The organism is Streptomyces sp. NPDC051211, assembly GCF_040689505.1.
GTDB lineage: Bacteria > Actinomycetota > Actinomycetes > Streptomycetales > Streptomycetaceae > Streptomyces.
The window spans coordinates 49,628-66,077 of record NZ_JBFBAV010000020.1; the positions used below are offsets into that span (position 1 = coordinate 49,628).

The following is a 16,450-nucleotide window of genomic DNA, read 5'->3' on the forward strand; positions in this document are numbered from 1 at the left end:
AAATCGCTCGATAGATTCCGGTTCTCATCCACCGCTGAACTATCGGGGGGATCCGGTTGCGGACCCGCAGGATCTGGCTGACGGCTGCCACCGTCACCACAGGCATCGCCGGCGTGCTCGTCTTCCAGGGGGTGACGGGCACCTCCGGTTTCGGCACCCCCGGAAGCGATGACAAGGCGACACCGCCGCCGGTGGTCGCCGGTCCGGTCAACTCCGAGGTGCGCACCGCACCCCTGACGGTGACCGGCGCCGAGGCCTCCTTCAAGGACGAGGACACCTCCGCCTTCAGCATGCTGGCCGTCTCCTGGGACGAGTCCGGCCGCACGGTCGACGGCGAGATCCAGGTCCGCACCAAGGCGAAGGGCTCCGGCAAGTGGTCCGCCTGGACCACCCTGGACTCCGAGGGCGAGGCCGCCAACGACGGCGCCGACCGCCCCGGCCTGCGCGGGGCCTCCGAGCCCGTCTGGGCCGGCCCGTCCAACGGCGTCGAGGTCCGGATCACCGGGAAGGGCGCGGCCCTGCCGGCCGGCCTGCGGGTCGACCTGGTCGACCCGGGCACCGCCCGGGTGCTGCGCGCCGAGCCGGCCGCCTTCAGCGTGGACACCACCACGAGCCCGTCCCCCACCGCGTCCGCGTCCACGACCGCGAGCCCTTCCGCGACCGCGACGCCCACGGCCTCCGCGCCGGTCTCCGCTCCGGTCTCGTCCTCGCCGGCGGCCGAGCCGTCCCCGTCGGCTTCCACGTCCCCGGCCGGCCCGGCACCGAGCCCCACCCCGACCCCGACCGCGAGCGCCACCGGCACGCCCACCGGGCCCGTGTCCACCGCGCCGCGCCCGCAGGTCGTCACCCGCGCCCAGTGGGGCGCCGACGAGGCCATGAACGACGAGGCCCCCGTCTACGGCAAGGAGGTCAAGGCCGTCTTCGTGCACCACACCGCGCAGACGAACACCTACGACTGTGCCGACTCGGCGGCCATCATGCGCGGCCTGCACACCCTGCACGTGAAGACGAACGGCTGGAAGGACCTCGGCTACAACTTCATCGTCGACAAGTGCGGCACGATCTTCGAGGGCCGCAAGGGCGGCACCGACCTGCCCGTCGTCGGCGCCCACACCCTGGGCTGGAACACCGACACCACCGGCATCGCGATCATCGGCGGCTACACGGACGTGGACGCCCCGGCCGTCGCCAAGGCCTCCGCGGCCCGGATCGCGGCCTGGAAGCTCGGCCAGTACGCGTACGACCCGGCGAGCAGCGTCACCATGACCGCGGCCGTCGACAACGGCAAGTTCAAGCCCGGCCAGAGCGTCTCCTTCCAGCGGATCTCCGGCCACCGCGACGGCTTCGCCACCGAGTGCCCCGGCACCGCCCTCTACGGGCAGCTGCCGCTGATCCGCTCCTGGGCCGCGGGCCCGGTCACCGGCCTGACCGTCAAGTCCGTGCAGGGCGCGGGCCTTTCCGGTGCGACGTACTACACCAAGGGCCAGGTGACGGTCGGCTGGGCCTCCGCCACCCCCGCCGAGTTCGTCTCCAAGCACGAACTCCTGGTCGACGGCAAGGTGGTGGCCACCACGGCCGGCACCGCCACCTCGGCCACCGCCACCCTCGCCGCGGGCAGTCACGCCGTGCAGGTCAGGGCCACCCACCGGGCCGGGCGCACCGCGCTCTCCCCGGTGACCACCGTGGTCGCCGAGACCACCGCGCCGACCTGGCCGACGCCGGTCAACCTGGCGCTGCGCCCCGGCACCGTCAACCTGGGCGGCGTGCCGCTCACCGTGGCCTGGAAGGCGGCCGACAACGCGGCCCTGAAGCAGGTGCAGCTGTTCAAGCCGGTCTCGGCCACGTACGGGCCGACCGTGTACAGCGCCCAGCACACCGCCAAGGCCAACACGGCGACGTACTGGGACATGACGGCCGCCGACTTCGCGGGCAACACGCGGAACATGGGCGCCTGGGGCACGCCGGTGGTGGTCCAGGAGACCGCGGCCGCCAAGTCGGGCAGCTGGAGCACCAAGTCCTCCACCAGCTACCTGGGCGGCACCTCGTACACCAGCTCCACCGCCAACGCGAGCCTGAGCTGGACCTTCACCGGCCGCTCGGTGGCCTGGGTGGTGTCCCGGGCCGGCACGTCCGGCCGGGCGCACGTCTACGTGGACGGGGTGAAGGCGACCACCGTGGACCTGAGGTCGACGACCACCAAGTACCGGGACGCGATCTGGACCAAGTCCTGGCCGACGCAGGGGCAGCACACCGTCAAGATCGTCGTCGAGGGGACGGCGGGCCGTCCAGCCGTCACCACCGACGGCATCGTCTACCTCAGGGACTGACCCGGCCCCGGAACCGCGAGGGGTGTCTTGCCGATCAGGCCGGACACCCCTAGGGCAGTTCCCAGACCAGCAGTTCCCCCGGGGACCCGGCCAGGATCTCCAGGCCTTCCACGCCGGTGATCCGCACCGAGTCCCCGGGCCCCAGCTCCACCCCGTCCAGCCGCACGTCCCCGCGCACCACGTGCACGTACACCCGGGGTGCGGCCGGTACGGCGATCCGCTCGCCGGCGCCCGGGCGCCGCACGTGCAGCACCGCCGAGGCGGCCGGCACGGCGTACGGAGTGCCGTCCGCGGCATCACGGACGATCGCGTACGAGGGCTCGAACGCCGGTCCGTCAGCGGCGTCGGCAGCCTCCGCGGTGTTGCCGGAACCGGTGGGCGCCAGCCACATCTGCACGAACCGCAGGCGCTCGGTGCCGTCGTTGCGCTCGACGTGCCGCACCCCGCCGGCCGCGCTCAGGTGTTGCAGGTCGCCGGCGCGGACGGTGCCGGTGTGGCCGGCCGTGTCCTTGTGCGTCAGCTCGCCCTCGACCACCCAGGTGACGATCTCGGTGTGGCTGTGCGGGTGCTCGTCGAAGCCCGCGCCGGGGGCCAGCGTCTCCTCGTTCACGGCGAGGACCGGTCCGAAGCGCAGGTTGTCCGGGTCGTAGAAACTGCCGAAGGAGAAGGCGTGCCGGGTGTCGATGCCGGCCGCCTCGTCCCCGCCCCGGTACCGGTCCGCGCCACGGCGTACTTCCATCATGACCGCCACGGTAGCGGGCCCCGGGAGTCCGCCGGGCCGCCCGGATAAGGCAGTCTTGTCCCGTGCCCCAACCCGAACGTGACCATTCCCCCGAGCACGCGCCCCAGCCAGGGCCCGCGCACCTGCCCGCGCAGCCCGTCCATCCGCACACCGCGACGCTGCGCCGGCTGGAGAAGTCCGCCGGGCGGCTGGCCGCGAACGCGATCGCCCGCATGGACGAGACGCTGCCGTGGTACCGGGCGATGCCCCCGGAGAACCGGTCCTGGATCGGTCTGGTCGCCCAGGCCGGCATCGCCGCGTTCACGGAGTGGTTCCGGCACCCCGAGACCCCGCAGGCGATCTCGACCGACGTGTTCGGCACGGCTCCGCGCGAGCTGACCCGGGCGATCACGCTGCGCCAGACCGTGGAGATGGTCCGGACGACCATCGAGGTGATGGAGACGGCCATCGAGGAGGTGGCCGCGCCGGGCGACGAGTCGATCCTGCGCGAGGCGCTGCTCGTCTACGCCCGGGAGATCGCCTTCGCCACCGCCCAGGTGTACGCGCAGGCGGCGGAGGCCCGCGGCGCCTGGGACGCCCGTCTGGAGTCCCTGGTGGTCAACGCGGTGCTGTCCGGGGAGGCCGACGAGGGCGCCCTGTCGCGGGCCGCGGCGCTGGGCTGGAACTCGCCGGAGCACGTGTGCGTGGTGCTGGGCACCGCGCCGGACGGGGACAGCGAACTGACCGTCGAGGCGATCCGCCGGGCCTCCCGGCACGCCAAGCTCCAGGTCCTCACCGGGGTGCTCGGGGACCGCCTCGTCGTCATCGCGGGCGGCAGCGACAATCCGCTCCAGGTCGCGAAATCGCTGATCGGGCCGTTTGCGGCCGGACCGGTGGTGGCCGGGCCGGTGGTGCCGGACCTGATGGCGGCGACCCGGTCCGCGCAGGCCGCGGCGGCCGGCCTGAAGGCCTGCCAGGCCTGGCAGGACGCGCCCCGGCCGGTCCTGGCGGACGATCTGCTGCCGGAGCGCGCGATCGCCTCCGACCCTTCGGCGCGCGAGCAGCTGGTGGAGGAGATCTACAGACCGCTTGAAGAAGCGGGCTCAGCTTTGCTCGAGACGCTCAGCGTGTACCTGGAGCAGGCGAGCAGCCTCGAAGGTGCAGCTCGGATGCTGTTTGTGCACCCCAACACCGTGCGCTACCGGCTCCGACGTGTGACCGACGTCACCGGCTGGTCGCCCTCGGATGTCCGCTCTGCGTTCACTCTGCGGATCGCGCTGATCCTCGGGCGTCTGGCCGACGGAGATCAGCAGTCCTAGACTTTTGTCGGACATCAACAATTCCCCCGACGGTTCTTCGTCCCTGTCCCCACGGGCGGGGCGGACCGAACACAAGAGAGAGTGTGAGGGTGCTCGTACTCGTCGCTCCCGGCCAAGGCGCTCAGACGCCCGGCTTCCTGACTCCCTGGCTCGACCTTCCCGGCGCCGCCGAGCGTGTCGCCGCCTGGTCCAAGGCCATTGACCTCGACCTCGCGTACTTCGGCACCAAGGCCGACGCGGACGAGATCCGCGACACGGCCGTGGCACAGCCCCTGCTGGTGGCGGCCGGTCTGCTGTCGGCCGCCGCGCTCGGCGACGCCGTGCCCGGCGGGATCGCGCCCGGCGCGGTCGCCGGCCACAGCGTCGGCGAGATCACGGCCGCCGCGTTCGCCGGTGTGCTGAGCGAAGCGGACGCCCTGTCCTTCGTCCGCAAGCGCGGGCAGGGCATGGCGGAGGCCGCCGCGGCCACCCCGACCGGCATGTCCGCGGTCCTCGGCGGCGACCAGGACGTCGTCGTGGCGCACCTGGAGAAGCTGGGGCTCACCCCCGCCAACATCAACGGCGCCGGGCAGATCGTGGCCGCCGGCACCCTGGAGCAGTTGGCCGCCCTGGAGGCCGACAAGCCCGAGGGCAGCATGAAGGTCGTCGCCCTCAAGGTCGCGGGCGCCTTCCACACCCACCACATGGCCCCCGCGGTGGCGAAGCTGGAGGAGGCCGCGCAGGCCCTCACCACCGCCGACCCGACCGTGGCGTACATCTCGAACAAGGACGGTCAGGCCGTCTCCACGGGCGCCGAGGTCGTCGCCCGACTGGTCGGCCAGGTCGCCAACCCGGTCCGCTGGGACCTGTGCATGGAGACCTTCGCCGGACGCGGCGTCACCGGGATCATCGAGCTGTGCCCCGGTGGCACCCTGACGGGTCTGGCCAAGCGAGCCCTCAAGGGCGTTCCCTCCGTGGCCCTCAAGACCCCGGACGACCTTGAAAAGGCCGCGGCGCTCGTCGCCGAGCTCTCGGTCTGAAAGAAGGAGCCCACACAGCATGTCGAAGATCAAGCCTGCCAAGGGCTCCCCTTACGCCCGCATCCTCGGGGTCGGCGGCTACCGGCCGACCCGGGTGGTGCCCAACGAGGTGATCCTGGAGACGATCGACTCGTCCGACGAGTGGATCCGCTCCCGTTCCGGCATCGCCACCCGCCACTGGGCCTCCCCGCAGGAGACCGTGGCCGCGATGTCGGTGGAGGCGTCGGGCAAGGCCCTGGCCGACGCCGGGATCTCCCCGGAGCAGATCGGTGCCGTGATCGTCTCGACGGTCTCGCACTTCAAGCAGACCCCGGCCGTGGCGACCGAGATCGCCGACCGGATCGGGGCGGGCAAGCCCGCCGCGTTCGACATCTCGGCGGGCTGTGCCGGCTTCGGCTACGGCCTCACCCTGGCCAAGGGCCTGGTGGTGGAAGGTTCCGCCGAGTACGTACTCGTCATCGGCGTGGAGCGGCTTTCGGACCTGACCGACCTGGAGGACCGCGCGACGGCCTTCCTGTTCGGCGACGGCGCCGGCGCCGTGGTCGTCGGCCCCTCGGAGGAGCCGGCCATCGGCCCCACCGTGTGGGGTTCGGAGGGCGACAAGTCCGAGACCATCAAGCAGACCGTGCCGTGGGACGAGTACCGCGGTGCCGACGGCGGCGAGAAGTTCCCGGCCATCACGCAGGAGGGCCAGGCGGTGTTCCGCTGGGCCGTCTTCGAGATGGCCAAGGTGGCCCAGCAGGCGCTCGACGCGGCCGGGATCACCGCGGACGACCTGGATGTCTTCATTCCGCACCAGGCAAACATGCGGATCATCGACTCGATGGTGAAGACTTTGAAACTGCCGGAGCACGTCACGGTCGCCCGCGACGTGGAAACCACCGGCAACACCTCGGCCGCCTCGATTCCGCTCGCGATGGAGCGGCTCCTGGCGACCGGAGCGGCGAAGAGCGGCGACACCGCACTCGTCATCGGCTTCGGGGCGGGACTCGTCTACGCCGCGACGGTCGTTACCCTCCCCTAGGGCAGGGGGATCGTTCCCCGCCCGGTTCCACCCAGATAGCTATAGAAGGAGCGCCACATGGCCGCCACGCAGGAAGAGATCGTCGCCGGTCTCGCGGACATCGTCAACGAGATCGCGGGCATCCCGGTCGAGGACGTCGAGATCGAGAAGTCCTTCACCGACGACCTGGACGTCGACTCGCTGTCCATGGTCGAGGTCGTCGTCGCCGCCGAAGAGCGCTTCGACGTGAAGATCCCCGACGAGGACGTCAAGAACCTGAAGACCGTCGGCGACGCCGCGGCCTACATCCTCAAGCACCAGGGCTGACCCTGACGAGCGTTTGTCGCCACCCGGCGGTGGCGCCGTGACAATTCAGCACCCTCTACACGTGGAGAAAGAATTCCTGTGAGCCCGACCAATCGCACCGTGGTCGTCACCGGTATCGGCGCAACCACTCCGCTGGGTGGCGACAGCGCATCGACCTGGGAAGGTCTGCTGGCCGGCCGTTCCGGCGTGAAGCCCCTGGAGGGCGAGCGCTTCGCCGAACTCCCGGTCCGCATCGCCGCGCCGGCCGCCGTCGACCCGAGCGAGGTTCTGCCCCGGCCCCTGGCCCGCAAGCTGGACCGCTCGGCGCAGTTCGCGCTGATCGCGGCCAAGGAGGCGTGGGCCGACGCCGGCTACACCGCCCCGGCGGGCGAGGACGCCTCCATCGCCCCCGAGCGTCTGGGCACCGTGATCGCCTCCGGCATCGGCGGTGTCACCACCCTGCTCGACCAGTACGACGTACTGAAGGAAAAGGGTGTGCGCCGGGTCTCCCCGCACACCGTCCCCATGCTCATGCCGAACGGCCCCTCCGCCAACGTCGGCCTGGAGGTGAACGCCCAGGCGGGCGTGCACACCCCGGTCAGCGCCTGTGCGTCGGGCGCCGAGGCCATCGGCTACGCCGTCGAGATGATCCGTACCGGCCGTGCCGACGTGGTCATCGCGGGCGGCACCGAGGCGGCGATCCACCCGCTGCCGATCGCCGCGTTCGCCAACATGATGGCGATGTCCAAGAACAACGAGGAGCCCACCAAGGCCTCCCGTCCGTACGACAAGGGCCGTGACGGCTTCGTGCTCGGCGAGGGCGCGGGCGTCGTGGTCCTGGAGTCCGCGGAGCACGCTGCCGCGCGCGGCGCCCGCGTGTACTGCGAGGTGCTGGGCCAGGGCCTGTCGGCCGACTCGCACCACATCGCGCAGCCCGAGCCGACCGGCCGCGGTGTCGCGGCGGCGGTGCAGAACCTGCTCGACAACACCGGTCTGAAGCCGTCCGAGGTGGTTCACCTCAACGCGCACGCCACGTCCACGCCGCAGGGCGACATCGCCGAGATCAAGGCGCTGCGGAAGGTTCTGGGCGAGGACCTGGACCACGTGGCGATCTCCGCCACCAAGTCGATGACGGGTCACCTGCTGGGCGGCGCGGGCGGTATCGAGACCGTCGCGACCGTGCTGGCGCTGCACCACCGGCTGGCCCCGCCCACCATCAACGTGGACGAGCTGGACGACGAGATCGACGCCGACATCGTGGTCGGCGAGCCGCGCAAGCTGCCGGCCGACGGCACGATCGCCGCGATCAACAACTCCTTCGGCTTCGGCGGACACAACGTCACCCTGGCGTTCCGTACCGTCTGACGCCGTCTGGGACGCACGAGGCCCACCCGGGATCCGGGTGGGCCTTCCGCGTGGTCAGACCACTTGGTGGAGCCAGCGCACCGGGGCTCCTTCGCCGGCGTAGCGGAAGGGCTCGAGCTCGTCGTCCCAGGGCTTGCCGAGCAGCTTGGCGATCTCCGCCTCGAGCTGGGTCTCGCCGCGGGCGGACCGGGCGAGCGCGGCGCGCAGCCGGTCCTCGGGGATCAGGATGTCGCCGTGCATGCCGGTGACGGCGTGGAAGATGCCCAGGGCGGGGGTGGAGCTGTAGCGCTCGCCCTCGGCGGTGGGGCAGGGTTCGGCCGTGACCTCGAAGCGCAGCAGATGCCAGCCGCGCAGGGCCGAGGCGAGTTTCGAGGCGGTGCCGGGCTCGGCCTGCCAGGAGAACTCGGCTCTCCAGGTGCCCGGCGAGGCGGGCTGCCTGATCCAGTCGAGGTTCACCCGCACCCCGAGCACGCCCGCGACCGCCCATTCCACGTGCGGGCAGAGCGCGCGCGGTGCGGAATGCACGTACAGAACTCCACGTGTCGTCACCGGGACCTCCAGTGTGGGACGAGGTCGGGAAGAAACTCCTGAAAACGGACAGTATGTGACGTGATGTAATTTACCGGAAACGATCAGACATTGCGTCACGGGCCCTGCGGCCGAAACGCCACGGGAAAAAGCTACCGTGCGCCAGGGGTCCCGGTGTGACGTACGGTCGGTCCAGGGCCAGGGAAACACAGAGCTTTCACCCGGCGGGACGTCCCGGGAAGACCGCGGACGACGAGGGAGGGGATCACGCGATGCGCACCACCACCGAGCGCCGGCGCGCGCGGACCGCCCTCGCGGGCGCGGCGGCCGCGGCAGTTGTGCTGGTCGGGACGGTCACGGGCTGTCAGGCCGGGGGCAGCGGGTCCGGCGGGGAGCGGGGCGCGCAGGACGCCGCGCGCCCCTCCCCCGCCCCCGCTCCGCGCTGGAACACCTCACCCGCGTCCATCGCCGCTGTGGGTGACTCCATCACCCGTGGTTTCGATGCCTGTTCGGTCCTCGCGGACTGCCCGGAGGCCTCCTGGGCGACCGGGAACGACCCTGAGGTCCAGTCCCTCGCCAGCCGGCTGCTGGGCAGCGCCGAGGCCCCGGCGCGCAGCTGGAACTACGCGGCCACCGGCTCCCGGATGGCGGACCTGCCCGCGCAGCTGGCGGCGGCGGCCGGCCACCGGCCGGACCTGGTCACGGTGATGGTCGGGTCGAACGACGCCTGCCGCCCGACGGCTTCGGCGATGACCCCCGTGGCCGAGTTCCGGTCCGGCTTCGAGAAGGGCCTGGCGGAGCTGCGCAAGGCCGCGCCGAAGGCCCAGGTGTACGTGTCCAGCGTGCCGGACCTGCTGCGGCTGTGGGAGACGGGCAAGGACAGCCCGCTGGGCCGGCGGATCTGGAAGCTGGGGATCTGCCCGTCGATGCTGGCGGACGCGGGGTCGGTGACGAAGGCCGCGGTGGCCCGGCGGGAGCAGGTGCGGGCGCGGGTGGTGGCGTACAACGAGGCGCTGCGCGAGGTGTGCGCGAAGGACGCGCTGTGCCGCTACGACGGCGGCGCGGTGTTCCAGTACCCGTTCTCGGTCGAGCAGTTGAGCCGCTGGGACTGGTTCCACCCGGGCAAGAACGGGCAGGCCCGGCTCGCGGAACTGGCGCACCGGCAGGTGACGGCCGCCGAGCCGCCCATCTAGGCCGTCCAGGCCCGGCCCGGCGCAGTCCGGGGCCAGTCCGGGCGCAGTCGGGGGCAGTCCGGAGGTGCGGAACCGGGAGCGGCTGTCAGGTGCCGCTCCCGGTCCGGTTCAGGGTGGTTTTTCGGCCATCTTCCGGGTCAGAGGTGGAGGGTGGCGGTCAGCCGCGTGTCGGCGTACGAGTGGCTCGCCCGGATCTGGTAGCTGCCGCCGATCCGCTGCCAGCCGCCGGCCTGCTCGTCCCAGATCTCGAAGGCGCGGCCGGGCAGGGCGATCTCGGCCTCTACGGTCTCGCCGGGGCCCGCCTCGACGCCGGCGAACCCGGCCAGCCAGACGGCCGGCCGGCCGTGGCCGTCCTCGGCCGGGGCCAGGTAGACCTGGACCACCTCGCGGCCGGGCCGGCTGCCGGTGTTGGTGAGCCGTACCCGGACCGTGGCGCCCGTGGCGTCGGCACCGTCGGCGCTGTCGGCGCTGTCGGCACCGGCGACGGCTTCCAGGGACTCGTACGCCCAGTCGGTGTAGCCGAGTCCGTGGCCGAAGGCGTAGGCGGGGGTGATGCCCGCCTTCTCGTACGCCCGGTAGCCGATGAACAGGCCCTCCCGGTACTCCAGCCGACCCCCGGTCGGGACCACTTCGGTGACCGGGGCGTCGGCGAGGGCGGCGGGCCAGGTGGTGGGCAGCCGCCCGCCCGGTTCCGCCTCGCCGAGGAGTACGTCGGCCAGCGCGGCCCCGCCCTCCTGCCCGGGGAACCAGGTCAGGAGCACGGCGGCGACCTCCTCGCGCCAGGGCAGCTCCACCGGGGAGCCCGCGTTGACGACCACCACGGTGTGCGGGTTGACCGCGGCCACCGCGCGGACCAGGTCGTCCTGCCGGCCGGGCAGGGTCAGGTCCTTGCGGTCGAAGCCCTCGGACTCCACGCGCTCGGTGGTGGCGACGACCACGACGGCGGTGTCGGCGGCCCGGGCGGCGGCCACGGCCTCGGCGATGAGCTCGTCGGGGTCGCGCCGCGGGCCGAGGTGGAGCAGCGAGAACATGATCGCCTTGAGCGGCAGGGTGCTCATGTCGGGCACCTGGAAGAGCAGGGAGACCTCGGTGGGCTCGCCGGCGGTGAGGGTGACCCGGCCGCGTTCGCTGGGCGCGCCGAAGAAGGCCTCGAAGGGATCGGCCTCGTCGCTCATCTGCTGGATGCCGTCCCAGACGACGGTGTCGCCGACGGAGAGGGTGAAGGCGCCGAGTCCGCGGGTGCCGAAGGCGTGTTCGCCGGTCTCGCGGGGGGTGAAGGTGCCGGTGACCTCGATGGAGGCCATGGTGTCGTAGGCGGCGCCGGCCGGCAGGTCGTCGCCGATCCACTGCACCTGGCCGGAGGGCAGGCTGCCCTCGCCGAGGACGGCGCCGGAGGCGTCCCGGCAGACGGCGCGCAGCTCGAAGCCCTTGTCGGCGGGGCTGAGTTCCTCGCTGGGGTCGGCGCCGACGGCGTAGGTGAGGGAGCCGGCGGGGAGGGCGGCGGTGAGGCCGTCCAGCGGGGAAACGACCCGTTCGGGGAAGACGGTGGCGGAGCCGCCGCCGAGGACGCGGGCGTCGCGGGCGGCCGCGCCGATGAGGGCGACCGTACGGGCTCCGGTGGCGTCGAGGGGCAGCTCGGCGCCCTCGTTGCGGACGAGGACGAAGCCGCGGGCGGCGATCTCGCGGGCCAGCGCCTGCCCGTCGACGGCCTGCGGGGGCTCGGCGACCACGGCGGGGGCGCCCTCCAGCAGGCCCACCCGGGCGGCCAGCCGCAGCACGTTGCGGACGGCCTCGTCGACGGTGTCCTCCGGGACCTCGCCGGCCCGCACGGCCTCGGCGAGCGCCGGACCGTACACGGTCTGGGGGCCGGGCATGGCCACGTCGAGGCCGCCGAGGATGTCGCCGGTGGTGGAGCGGGCGGCCATCCAGTCGGAGACGTTGTACCCGTCGAACCCCCACTCGCCGCGCAGGACCTCGTTGACCAGGTACCGGTGCTCGGTCATGGTCGTGCCGTTGACCTGGTTGTAGGCAGTCATGATGCCCCAGGGGTGGGCGTTCGCGACGATGGCCTCGAAGGGGGCGAGGTAGAGCTCGCGCAGCGCGCGGGGGGCGATGACGCTGTCGACGGTGAACCGCTCGGTCTCGGCGTCGTTGCCGACGAAGTGCTTGACGGTGGTGCCCACTCCGCCTTCCTGGACCCCGCGGACGTAGCCGGTGCCGATCTCGCCGGTGAGGTACGGGTCCTCGGAGTAGCACTCGAAGTGGCGGCCGCCGAGCGGGGAGCGGTGCAGGTTGACGGTGGGCGCGAGGAGGACGTGCACGCCCTTGCGGCGGGCCTCCTGGGCCAGCAGCCGGCCGGCCCGGCGGGCCGTTTCGGGGTCCCAGGCCGCGGCGAGCGCGGTCGGGGAGGGCAGGGCGATCGAGGGGTCGTCGGCGGTCCAGCGGACGCCGCGGACGCCGATCGGGCCGTCGGACATCACCAGGGAGCGCAGCCCGATCCCGGGGATCGCGGGCAGGGTCCACATGTCCTGGCCGGCCAGCAGCCGGGCCTTGGTGTCGAGATCGAGCTTGCCGAGCGCGGCTTCCACGGCGTCCTGGCGGGTCTGATCGGCATCGGTCACGGCCGAGCCTCCTCATCGAGTGCTGTGCGGGTGCGTCCATCGTGGACCCGTTACCTGTCAATCGGTAGGCTTTGTGATCTACTCGTGATATTTCGTATGCCGTACGGTCCTGCTGACGGCTGCTGACGGTCGTTCACGGAAGGAAGGGACGCGGATGCCGAGGGCCAGGAGCGAGGAGCGGCGCGGCGAGATCGTGCGCGCGGCCCTCGAAGTGATCGCCGAGCGCGGCTACCGGGGCGCCTCCCTGAACACGGTCGCCGAGCGGGTGGGCCTGACCCAGCAGGGTCTGCTGCACTACTTCCCGACCAAGGAGGCGCTGCTGGTCGCGGTGCTGGAGGAGCGCGACCGCTGGGACACCGGGGGCGGCTCCCGGGCCGCGGCCGGCGAGTGGCGCCTGGACCTGCTGGCCTCCCTGGTCGACTACAACGCGATGCGGCCGGGCATCGTGCAGACCTTCTCGGCCCTGCTGGGCGAGAGCGTGACGGAGGGTCATCCGGCCCGGGAGTTCTTCACCGACCGCTACGCGCAGGTCCGGGCGGAGATGGCGGCGGTGCTGCGCGCCGAGTTCGGCGACCGGCTGCCCTCGGGCCTCACCCCGGAGGCGGCGGCCCCGCTGCTGACGGCGGTGATGGACGGCCTCCAGTACCAGTGGCTGCTGGACCCGGCCTCAGTGGACATGCCGGCGGCCTTCCGGGCCTTCCTCACCCTGCTGCACGGCGGCGACCGCGGCGTCGCCTGACTGTGCCCGGCCGCGCCCGGCCGCGCCTGACCGGGTCCATCCGGGGGCGGGCGGCCGTGTCGGTGGCGGGACCGGCGGGCGGGGTGCGGCACGGTGGGCGCTGTGGGCGGCCGTCCGGGCGGGACGGTCCCCGGAGCACCTGTGAGGAGTTCGGATGACCGAGTACGGAACCTCCCGGCCCAGCCGTCGTACGCTCCTGCTGGTCGCCGGGACGGCCGGGCTCGCCGGCCTGGCCGCGGCCTGCTCCGGCCCGGCCGCACAGCGCGCGCAGGGCCGGGAGCCGGCGGTTCCGGCTGCCCTGCCCTCGGGCAGCGGCAGCCCGGTCCCGGGCTGCGTCCTGGTGACGGAGTCGGGCGAGGGGCCGTACTACGTCAGCCGGGAACGGCTCCGCTCGGACATCACCGAGGGGCAGGCGGGGGTGCCGCTGCGGCTGGAGCTGACCGTGGTCGGGACGGGCTCGGGCTGCAAGCCCCTGCCGGGGGTCTCCGTCGACGTCTGGCAGGCCGACTCGGCGGGCGAGTACTCGACCGGCAAGGCCGCGTACCTGCGCGGCACCCAGGTCACCGACAGCGCCGGCCGCTGTGTGTTCAGGACGATCGTGCCCGGCTGGTACGCGGGGCTGGCCCCGCACATCCACTTCAAGGTGCGCTCCGCCGGCCGGTCCACGTCGACCTCGGTGTTCTACCTCCCCGAGGAGATGCTGCTGAAGGTGTACGCGGCGCAGCCGTACGCCCGCCGCAAGGCCCCTGCCCAGCCCAACGGCCGCGACAGCCGCTACCGGGCCAACGGCCGCGCCATGACCCTGGCCCCGGTCGCGGACGGCCCCGGATACCGGGCCGCGTACACGGTGGGCATCGCCTGAACCGGCGAACCGCCCGGCGAGGGGGCTGAGATGCTGGCCGGATGAAGATCGCCGCCGCGCAGCTCTGCTGCACCCCCGCCGACATACCGGCCAACGTCGACCGCCTCGTCTCCCTGGCCGGCCTGGCCCGCGAACGGGGAGCAGAGCTGGTCCTCTTCCCCGAACTGGCGCTCACGGGCTACGAACTGCCCGCGCTGGCCGCCGATCCCGGCCTCTGGGTGGACCCGGAGGACCCGCGCCTGGACCCGCTGCGCTCCACCGGCGTGGCCACCGTGGTCAACTGCGCCGTGCGCACCGGCGGGCCGCGGCCGGCCCTCGCCAGCCTGGTGTTCGACGCCTCGGGCGCGCTGGTCACCACGTACGCGAAGCAGCACCTGTACGAGCAGGAGCGCGAGGTGTTCGCCGCGGGCGACCGGGACGGCCGCTTCGAGCTCGGCGGCATCCGCTTCGCCCTGGCCGTCTGCTTCGACAACCATTTCCCCGAGCTCTGCGCGCGCGGCGCGACCGACGGCTGCCGGGTCCACCTGGCGAGCTCCCTCTACGGCACGGGTGCCGGGGTCCGGGAGCGGGCCGAGACCTACCCGGCCATCGCGCGGGAGCAGGGCCTGTACGTGGCGCTCGCCAACCACACCGGCCCGGCCGGCCCGTGGACGGGCTGCGGCGGCGCGGCCGTCTGGGCCCCGGGCGGCGCGCTGCTGGCCGAGGCGGACGGCCGTACCGCCTCCGTGGCCGTCGCCGAGATCCCGGAGGCGGACGGCTAGCCCCCTGGGGAGTGTCGGAGAGGTGCTTGCCGCCCCATGCGCCGAGCGGGGCCGGCGCCTCGTTGAGGCCGGCGGGTACGTGTTCTGCAGCGGGTGCCGGGAGGCCTTCGAGGCGCACCGGGCGGCCCTGGAGGTGCCGGCCGGCGAGGCGACCGGCGAGGCGGACCCGGCCGCCGTGCTGCGCGGCACGGGCGCGGCCTGACCGCCGGCTAGTAGCCCGGCGGGGGCGGGCCGAAGCCGGTGGCCGGGGCCGTGCCGGGGCCCGGGCCCTGGGCCGGGCCGGAGCCGTACGCAGTGCCGGAGCTGTACGCAGTGCCGGGGCCGTACGCAGTGCCGGGGCCGGCCTCGGACCCGTAGGCGGTGTCCCTGCCCGGCTCCGGCTCCGGGTCCGGCGCGGGCTCCTCGGGCAGCAGGTCCCGCGCCAGCAGGGTGGCGCCCGCCACCGCGCCCGGCATCAGGAAGACCGCGACCAGCGGCACCAGGAAGGCCAGCACCAGCGGGACTCCGAAGCCGAGCGCCAGCCCGCGCCGGCCGCGCAGCAGGGCGAGCCGCCGGTCCAGGCCGACGTCCCGGCGCTGGAGGGCGACGGCGGTGAGTTCGAGGGTGAGGAAGAACCCGGAGACGCAGAAGCCTATGACCGGGATCACGGTCTGGCCCAGGAGCGGGACGAAGCCGAGGGCGAAGAGCAGGATGCCGTAGAGCAGCACCCGGCCGAGGACCCGCAGGCTGTCCCTGAGGGAGATCCACAGCTCCTGCACCAGGGACCGGCCGGACTCCGGGACGTTGCCGCCCTCGCTGCGCTCCACCTGCTCGGACAGGGACTCGTAGAACGGCTCGCCGATCAGCAGGGTCACGGCGGTGAAGGTGATCACCGCGAGGAACAGGCCGAGGCAGAAGAGCAGGGCGGTCAGGAAGCCGCGGAACAGGCCGAGCCAGGGCGAGGACCAGTCCTCGGCGAACGGGGTGGCCCAGGCGACCAGGTCGTCGGCGCCGAAGCCGAGCCCGGTCAGCGCCGCCGCGTACAGGACGAATGCCACCAGTCCGGGCAGCAGCCCGAATCCGAACCACCGGCCGTGCCGGAACACCCACTTCTGTCCGGCCAGCAGATAGCCGAATCCCCCACCGAAATCACGCATGGGGGCAGCTTACGGCGGAGGCCGCACCCCCCGGCGGGGGGTACGGCCTCTTCTCGCTCGCGTCCGTGCGGGCAGGCGTCAGGCGACGCCGAGCTCCACGGTGATGTTGCCGCGGGTGGCCTTGGAGTAGGGGCACACCTGGTGGGCCTTCTCCACGAGGTCCTTCGCACGCTCCTGGTCCACGGCCGGGATCGAGGCGACGATCTTGACGATGATGCCGAAGCCGTCGTCGTTCTTGCCGATGCCGACCTCGGCGGTCACGGTGGCGCCGGAGATGTCGGCGTTCTCGTTGCGGGCGACGACACCGAGGGCGCCCTGGAAGCAGGCGCTGTAGCCGGCGGCGAACAGCTGCTCCGGGTTGGTGCCGGCGCCGCTGCCGCCCATCTCCTTCGGCGGGTTCACGACGACGTCGAGCTGGCCGTCGGCGGTGGCGACGCGGCCGTCACGGCCGTTCTCGGCGGTGGCGACAGCGGTGTACAGCACGTCGGACTGCTGGATGGACATGTAGAAGATCCTCCTGATGTGCGCCGCGACTCGCGCCCACGGTCGT

General features: G+C 72.9%; 16 protein-coding genes. 11 read left to right on the forward strand and 5 right to left on the reverse strand.

The genetic code is table 11. From position 1 onward, the window contains the following. Positions 1-56: 56 nt before the first annotated feature. Positions 57-2,327 (forward strand): N-acetylmuramoyl-L-alanine amidase, encoded by a 2,271-nt coding sequence (locus tag AB0447_RS20710; RefSeq protein WP_366478146.1) that lies wholly within the window; start codon positions 57-59, stop codon positions 2,325-2,327. Between the two features lie 49 nt (positions 2,328-2,376). Here the strand turns inward: AB0447_RS20710 and AB0447_RS20715 are convergent, their stop codons facing one another. Continuing rightward, entirely contained in the window at positions 2,377-3,069 is a 693-nt protein-coding gene (locus AB0447_RS20715; protein ID WP_366478147.1) for a pirin family protein, read from the reverse strand. Between the two features lie 122 nt (positions 3,070-3,191). Between AB0447_RS20715 and AB0447_RS20720 the strand changes: the two genes are divergently transcribed. The 5 genes from AB0447_RS20720 (at position 3,192) to fabF (ending at position 8,060) form a co-directional block, all read left to right on the forward strand. Beyond that, entirely contained in the window at positions 3,192-4,367 is a 1,176-nt protein-coding gene (locus AB0447_RS20720) for a helix-turn-helix domain-containing protein (protein ID WP_366478208.1), read from the forward strand. Positions 4,368-4,456: 89 nt separating this feature from the next. Beyond that, on the forward strand, positions 4,457-5,386 hold the full coding sequence (locus tag AB0447_RS20725; RefSeq protein WP_366478148.1) for an ACP S-malonyltransferase: 930 nt from the start codon (positions 4,457-4,459) through the stop codon (positions 5,384-5,386). Between the two features lie 19 nt (positions 5,387-5,405). Next, on the forward strand, positions 5,406-6,410 hold the full coding sequence (locus AB0447_RS20730) for a ketoacyl-ACP synthase III (RefSeq protein ID WP_366478149.1): 1,005 nt from the start codon (positions 5,406-5,408) through the stop codon (positions 6,408-6,410). Positions 6,411-6,467: 57 nt separating this feature from the next. Next, entirely contained in the window at positions 6,468-6,716 is a 249-nt protein-coding gene (locus AB0447_RS20735) for an acyl carrier protein (protein WP_366478150.1), read from the forward strand. A 78-nt stretch (positions 6,717-6,794) separates the two neighbouring features. Continuing rightward, positions 6,795-8,060, forward strand: a complete 1,266-nt coding sequence (fabF, locus tag AB0447_RS20740) for a beta-ketoacyl-ACP synthase II (protein ID WP_366478151.1) — start codon at positions 6,795-6,797, stop codon at positions 8,058-8,060. Positions 8,061-8,114: 54 nt separating this feature from the next. Here the strand turns inward: fabF and AB0447_RS20745 are convergent, their stop codons facing one another. Further along, positions 8,115-8,609: a DUF3145 domain-containing protein gene (locus AB0447_RS20745; RefSeq protein WP_366478152.1), complete on the reverse strand. Its 495-nt coding sequence runs from the start codon at positions 8,607-8,609 to the stop codon at positions 8,115-8,117. Positions 8,610-8,860: 251 nt separating this feature from the next. Here AB0447_RS20745 and AB0447_RS20750 point away from each other — a divergent pair, with 251 nt between their 5' ends. After that, positions 8,861-9,781: an SGNH/GDSL hydrolase family protein gene (locus AB0447_RS20750; protein ID WP_366478153.1), complete on the forward strand. Its 921-nt coding sequence runs from the start codon at positions 8,861-8,863 to the stop codon at positions 9,779-9,781. Between the two features lie 137 nt (positions 9,782-9,918). On the opposite strand, the gene AB0447_RS20755 is transcribed toward AB0447_RS20750, so the two are convergent. After that, the gene (locus tag AB0447_RS20755) at positions 9,919-12,402 is read right to left on the reverse strand and encodes a glycoside hydrolase family 3 C-terminal domain-containing protein (RefSeq protein ID WP_366478154.1); all 2,484 of its coding nucleotides are present in this window, start codon (positions 12,400-12,402) and stop codon (positions 9,919-9,921) included. Between the two features lie 154 nt (positions 12,403-12,556). Between AB0447_RS20755 and AB0447_RS20760 the strand changes: the two genes are divergently transcribed. From AB0447_RS20760 to AB0447_RS20775, 4 genes are all read left to right on the forward strand, one after another. Next, positions 12,557-13,141, forward strand: coding sequence for a TetR/AcrR family transcriptional regulator (locus tag AB0447_RS20760; protein WP_366478155.1), 585 nt, complete (start codon positions 12,557-12,559; stop codon positions 13,139-13,141). A gap of 154 nt (positions 13,142-13,295) precedes the next feature. After that, positions 13,296-14,003, forward strand: coding sequence for an intradiol ring-cleavage dioxygenase (locus tag AB0447_RS20765; RefSeq protein ID WP_366478156.1), 708 nt, complete (start codon positions 13,296-13,298; stop codon positions 14,001-14,003). 41 nt (positions 14,004-14,044) lie between these two features. After that, entirely contained in the window at positions 14,045-14,764 is a 720-nt protein-coding gene (locus AB0447_RS20770; protein WP_366478157.1) for a carbon-nitrogen hydrolase family protein, read from the forward strand. A 22-nt stretch (positions 14,765-14,786) separates the two neighbouring features. After that, positions 14,787-14,966 carry a hypothetical protein gene (locus AB0447_RS20775; RefSeq protein ID WP_366478158.1) on the forward strand — a complete coding sequence of 60 codons (180 nt, stop codon included), beginning with the start codon at positions 14,787-14,789 and terminating at the stop codon, positions 14,964-14,966. A 7-nt stretch (positions 14,967-14,973) separates the two neighbouring features. Here the strand turns inward: AB0447_RS20775 and AB0447_RS20780 are convergent, their stop codons facing one another. Continuing rightward, the gene (locus AB0447_RS20780) at positions 14,974-15,900 is read right to left on the reverse strand and encodes an EI24 domain-containing protein (RefSeq protein WP_366478159.1); all 927 of its coding nucleotides are present in this window, start codon (positions 15,898-15,900) and stop codon (positions 14,974-14,976) included. Between the two features lie 78 nt (positions 15,901-15,978). Next, positions 15,979-16,404 (reverse strand): organic hydroperoxide resistance protein, encoded by a 426-nt coding sequence (locus AB0447_RS20785; protein ID WP_366478160.1) that lies wholly within the window; start codon positions 16,402-16,404, stop codon positions 15,979-15,981. Positions 16,405-16,450: the final 46 nt, after the last annotated feature.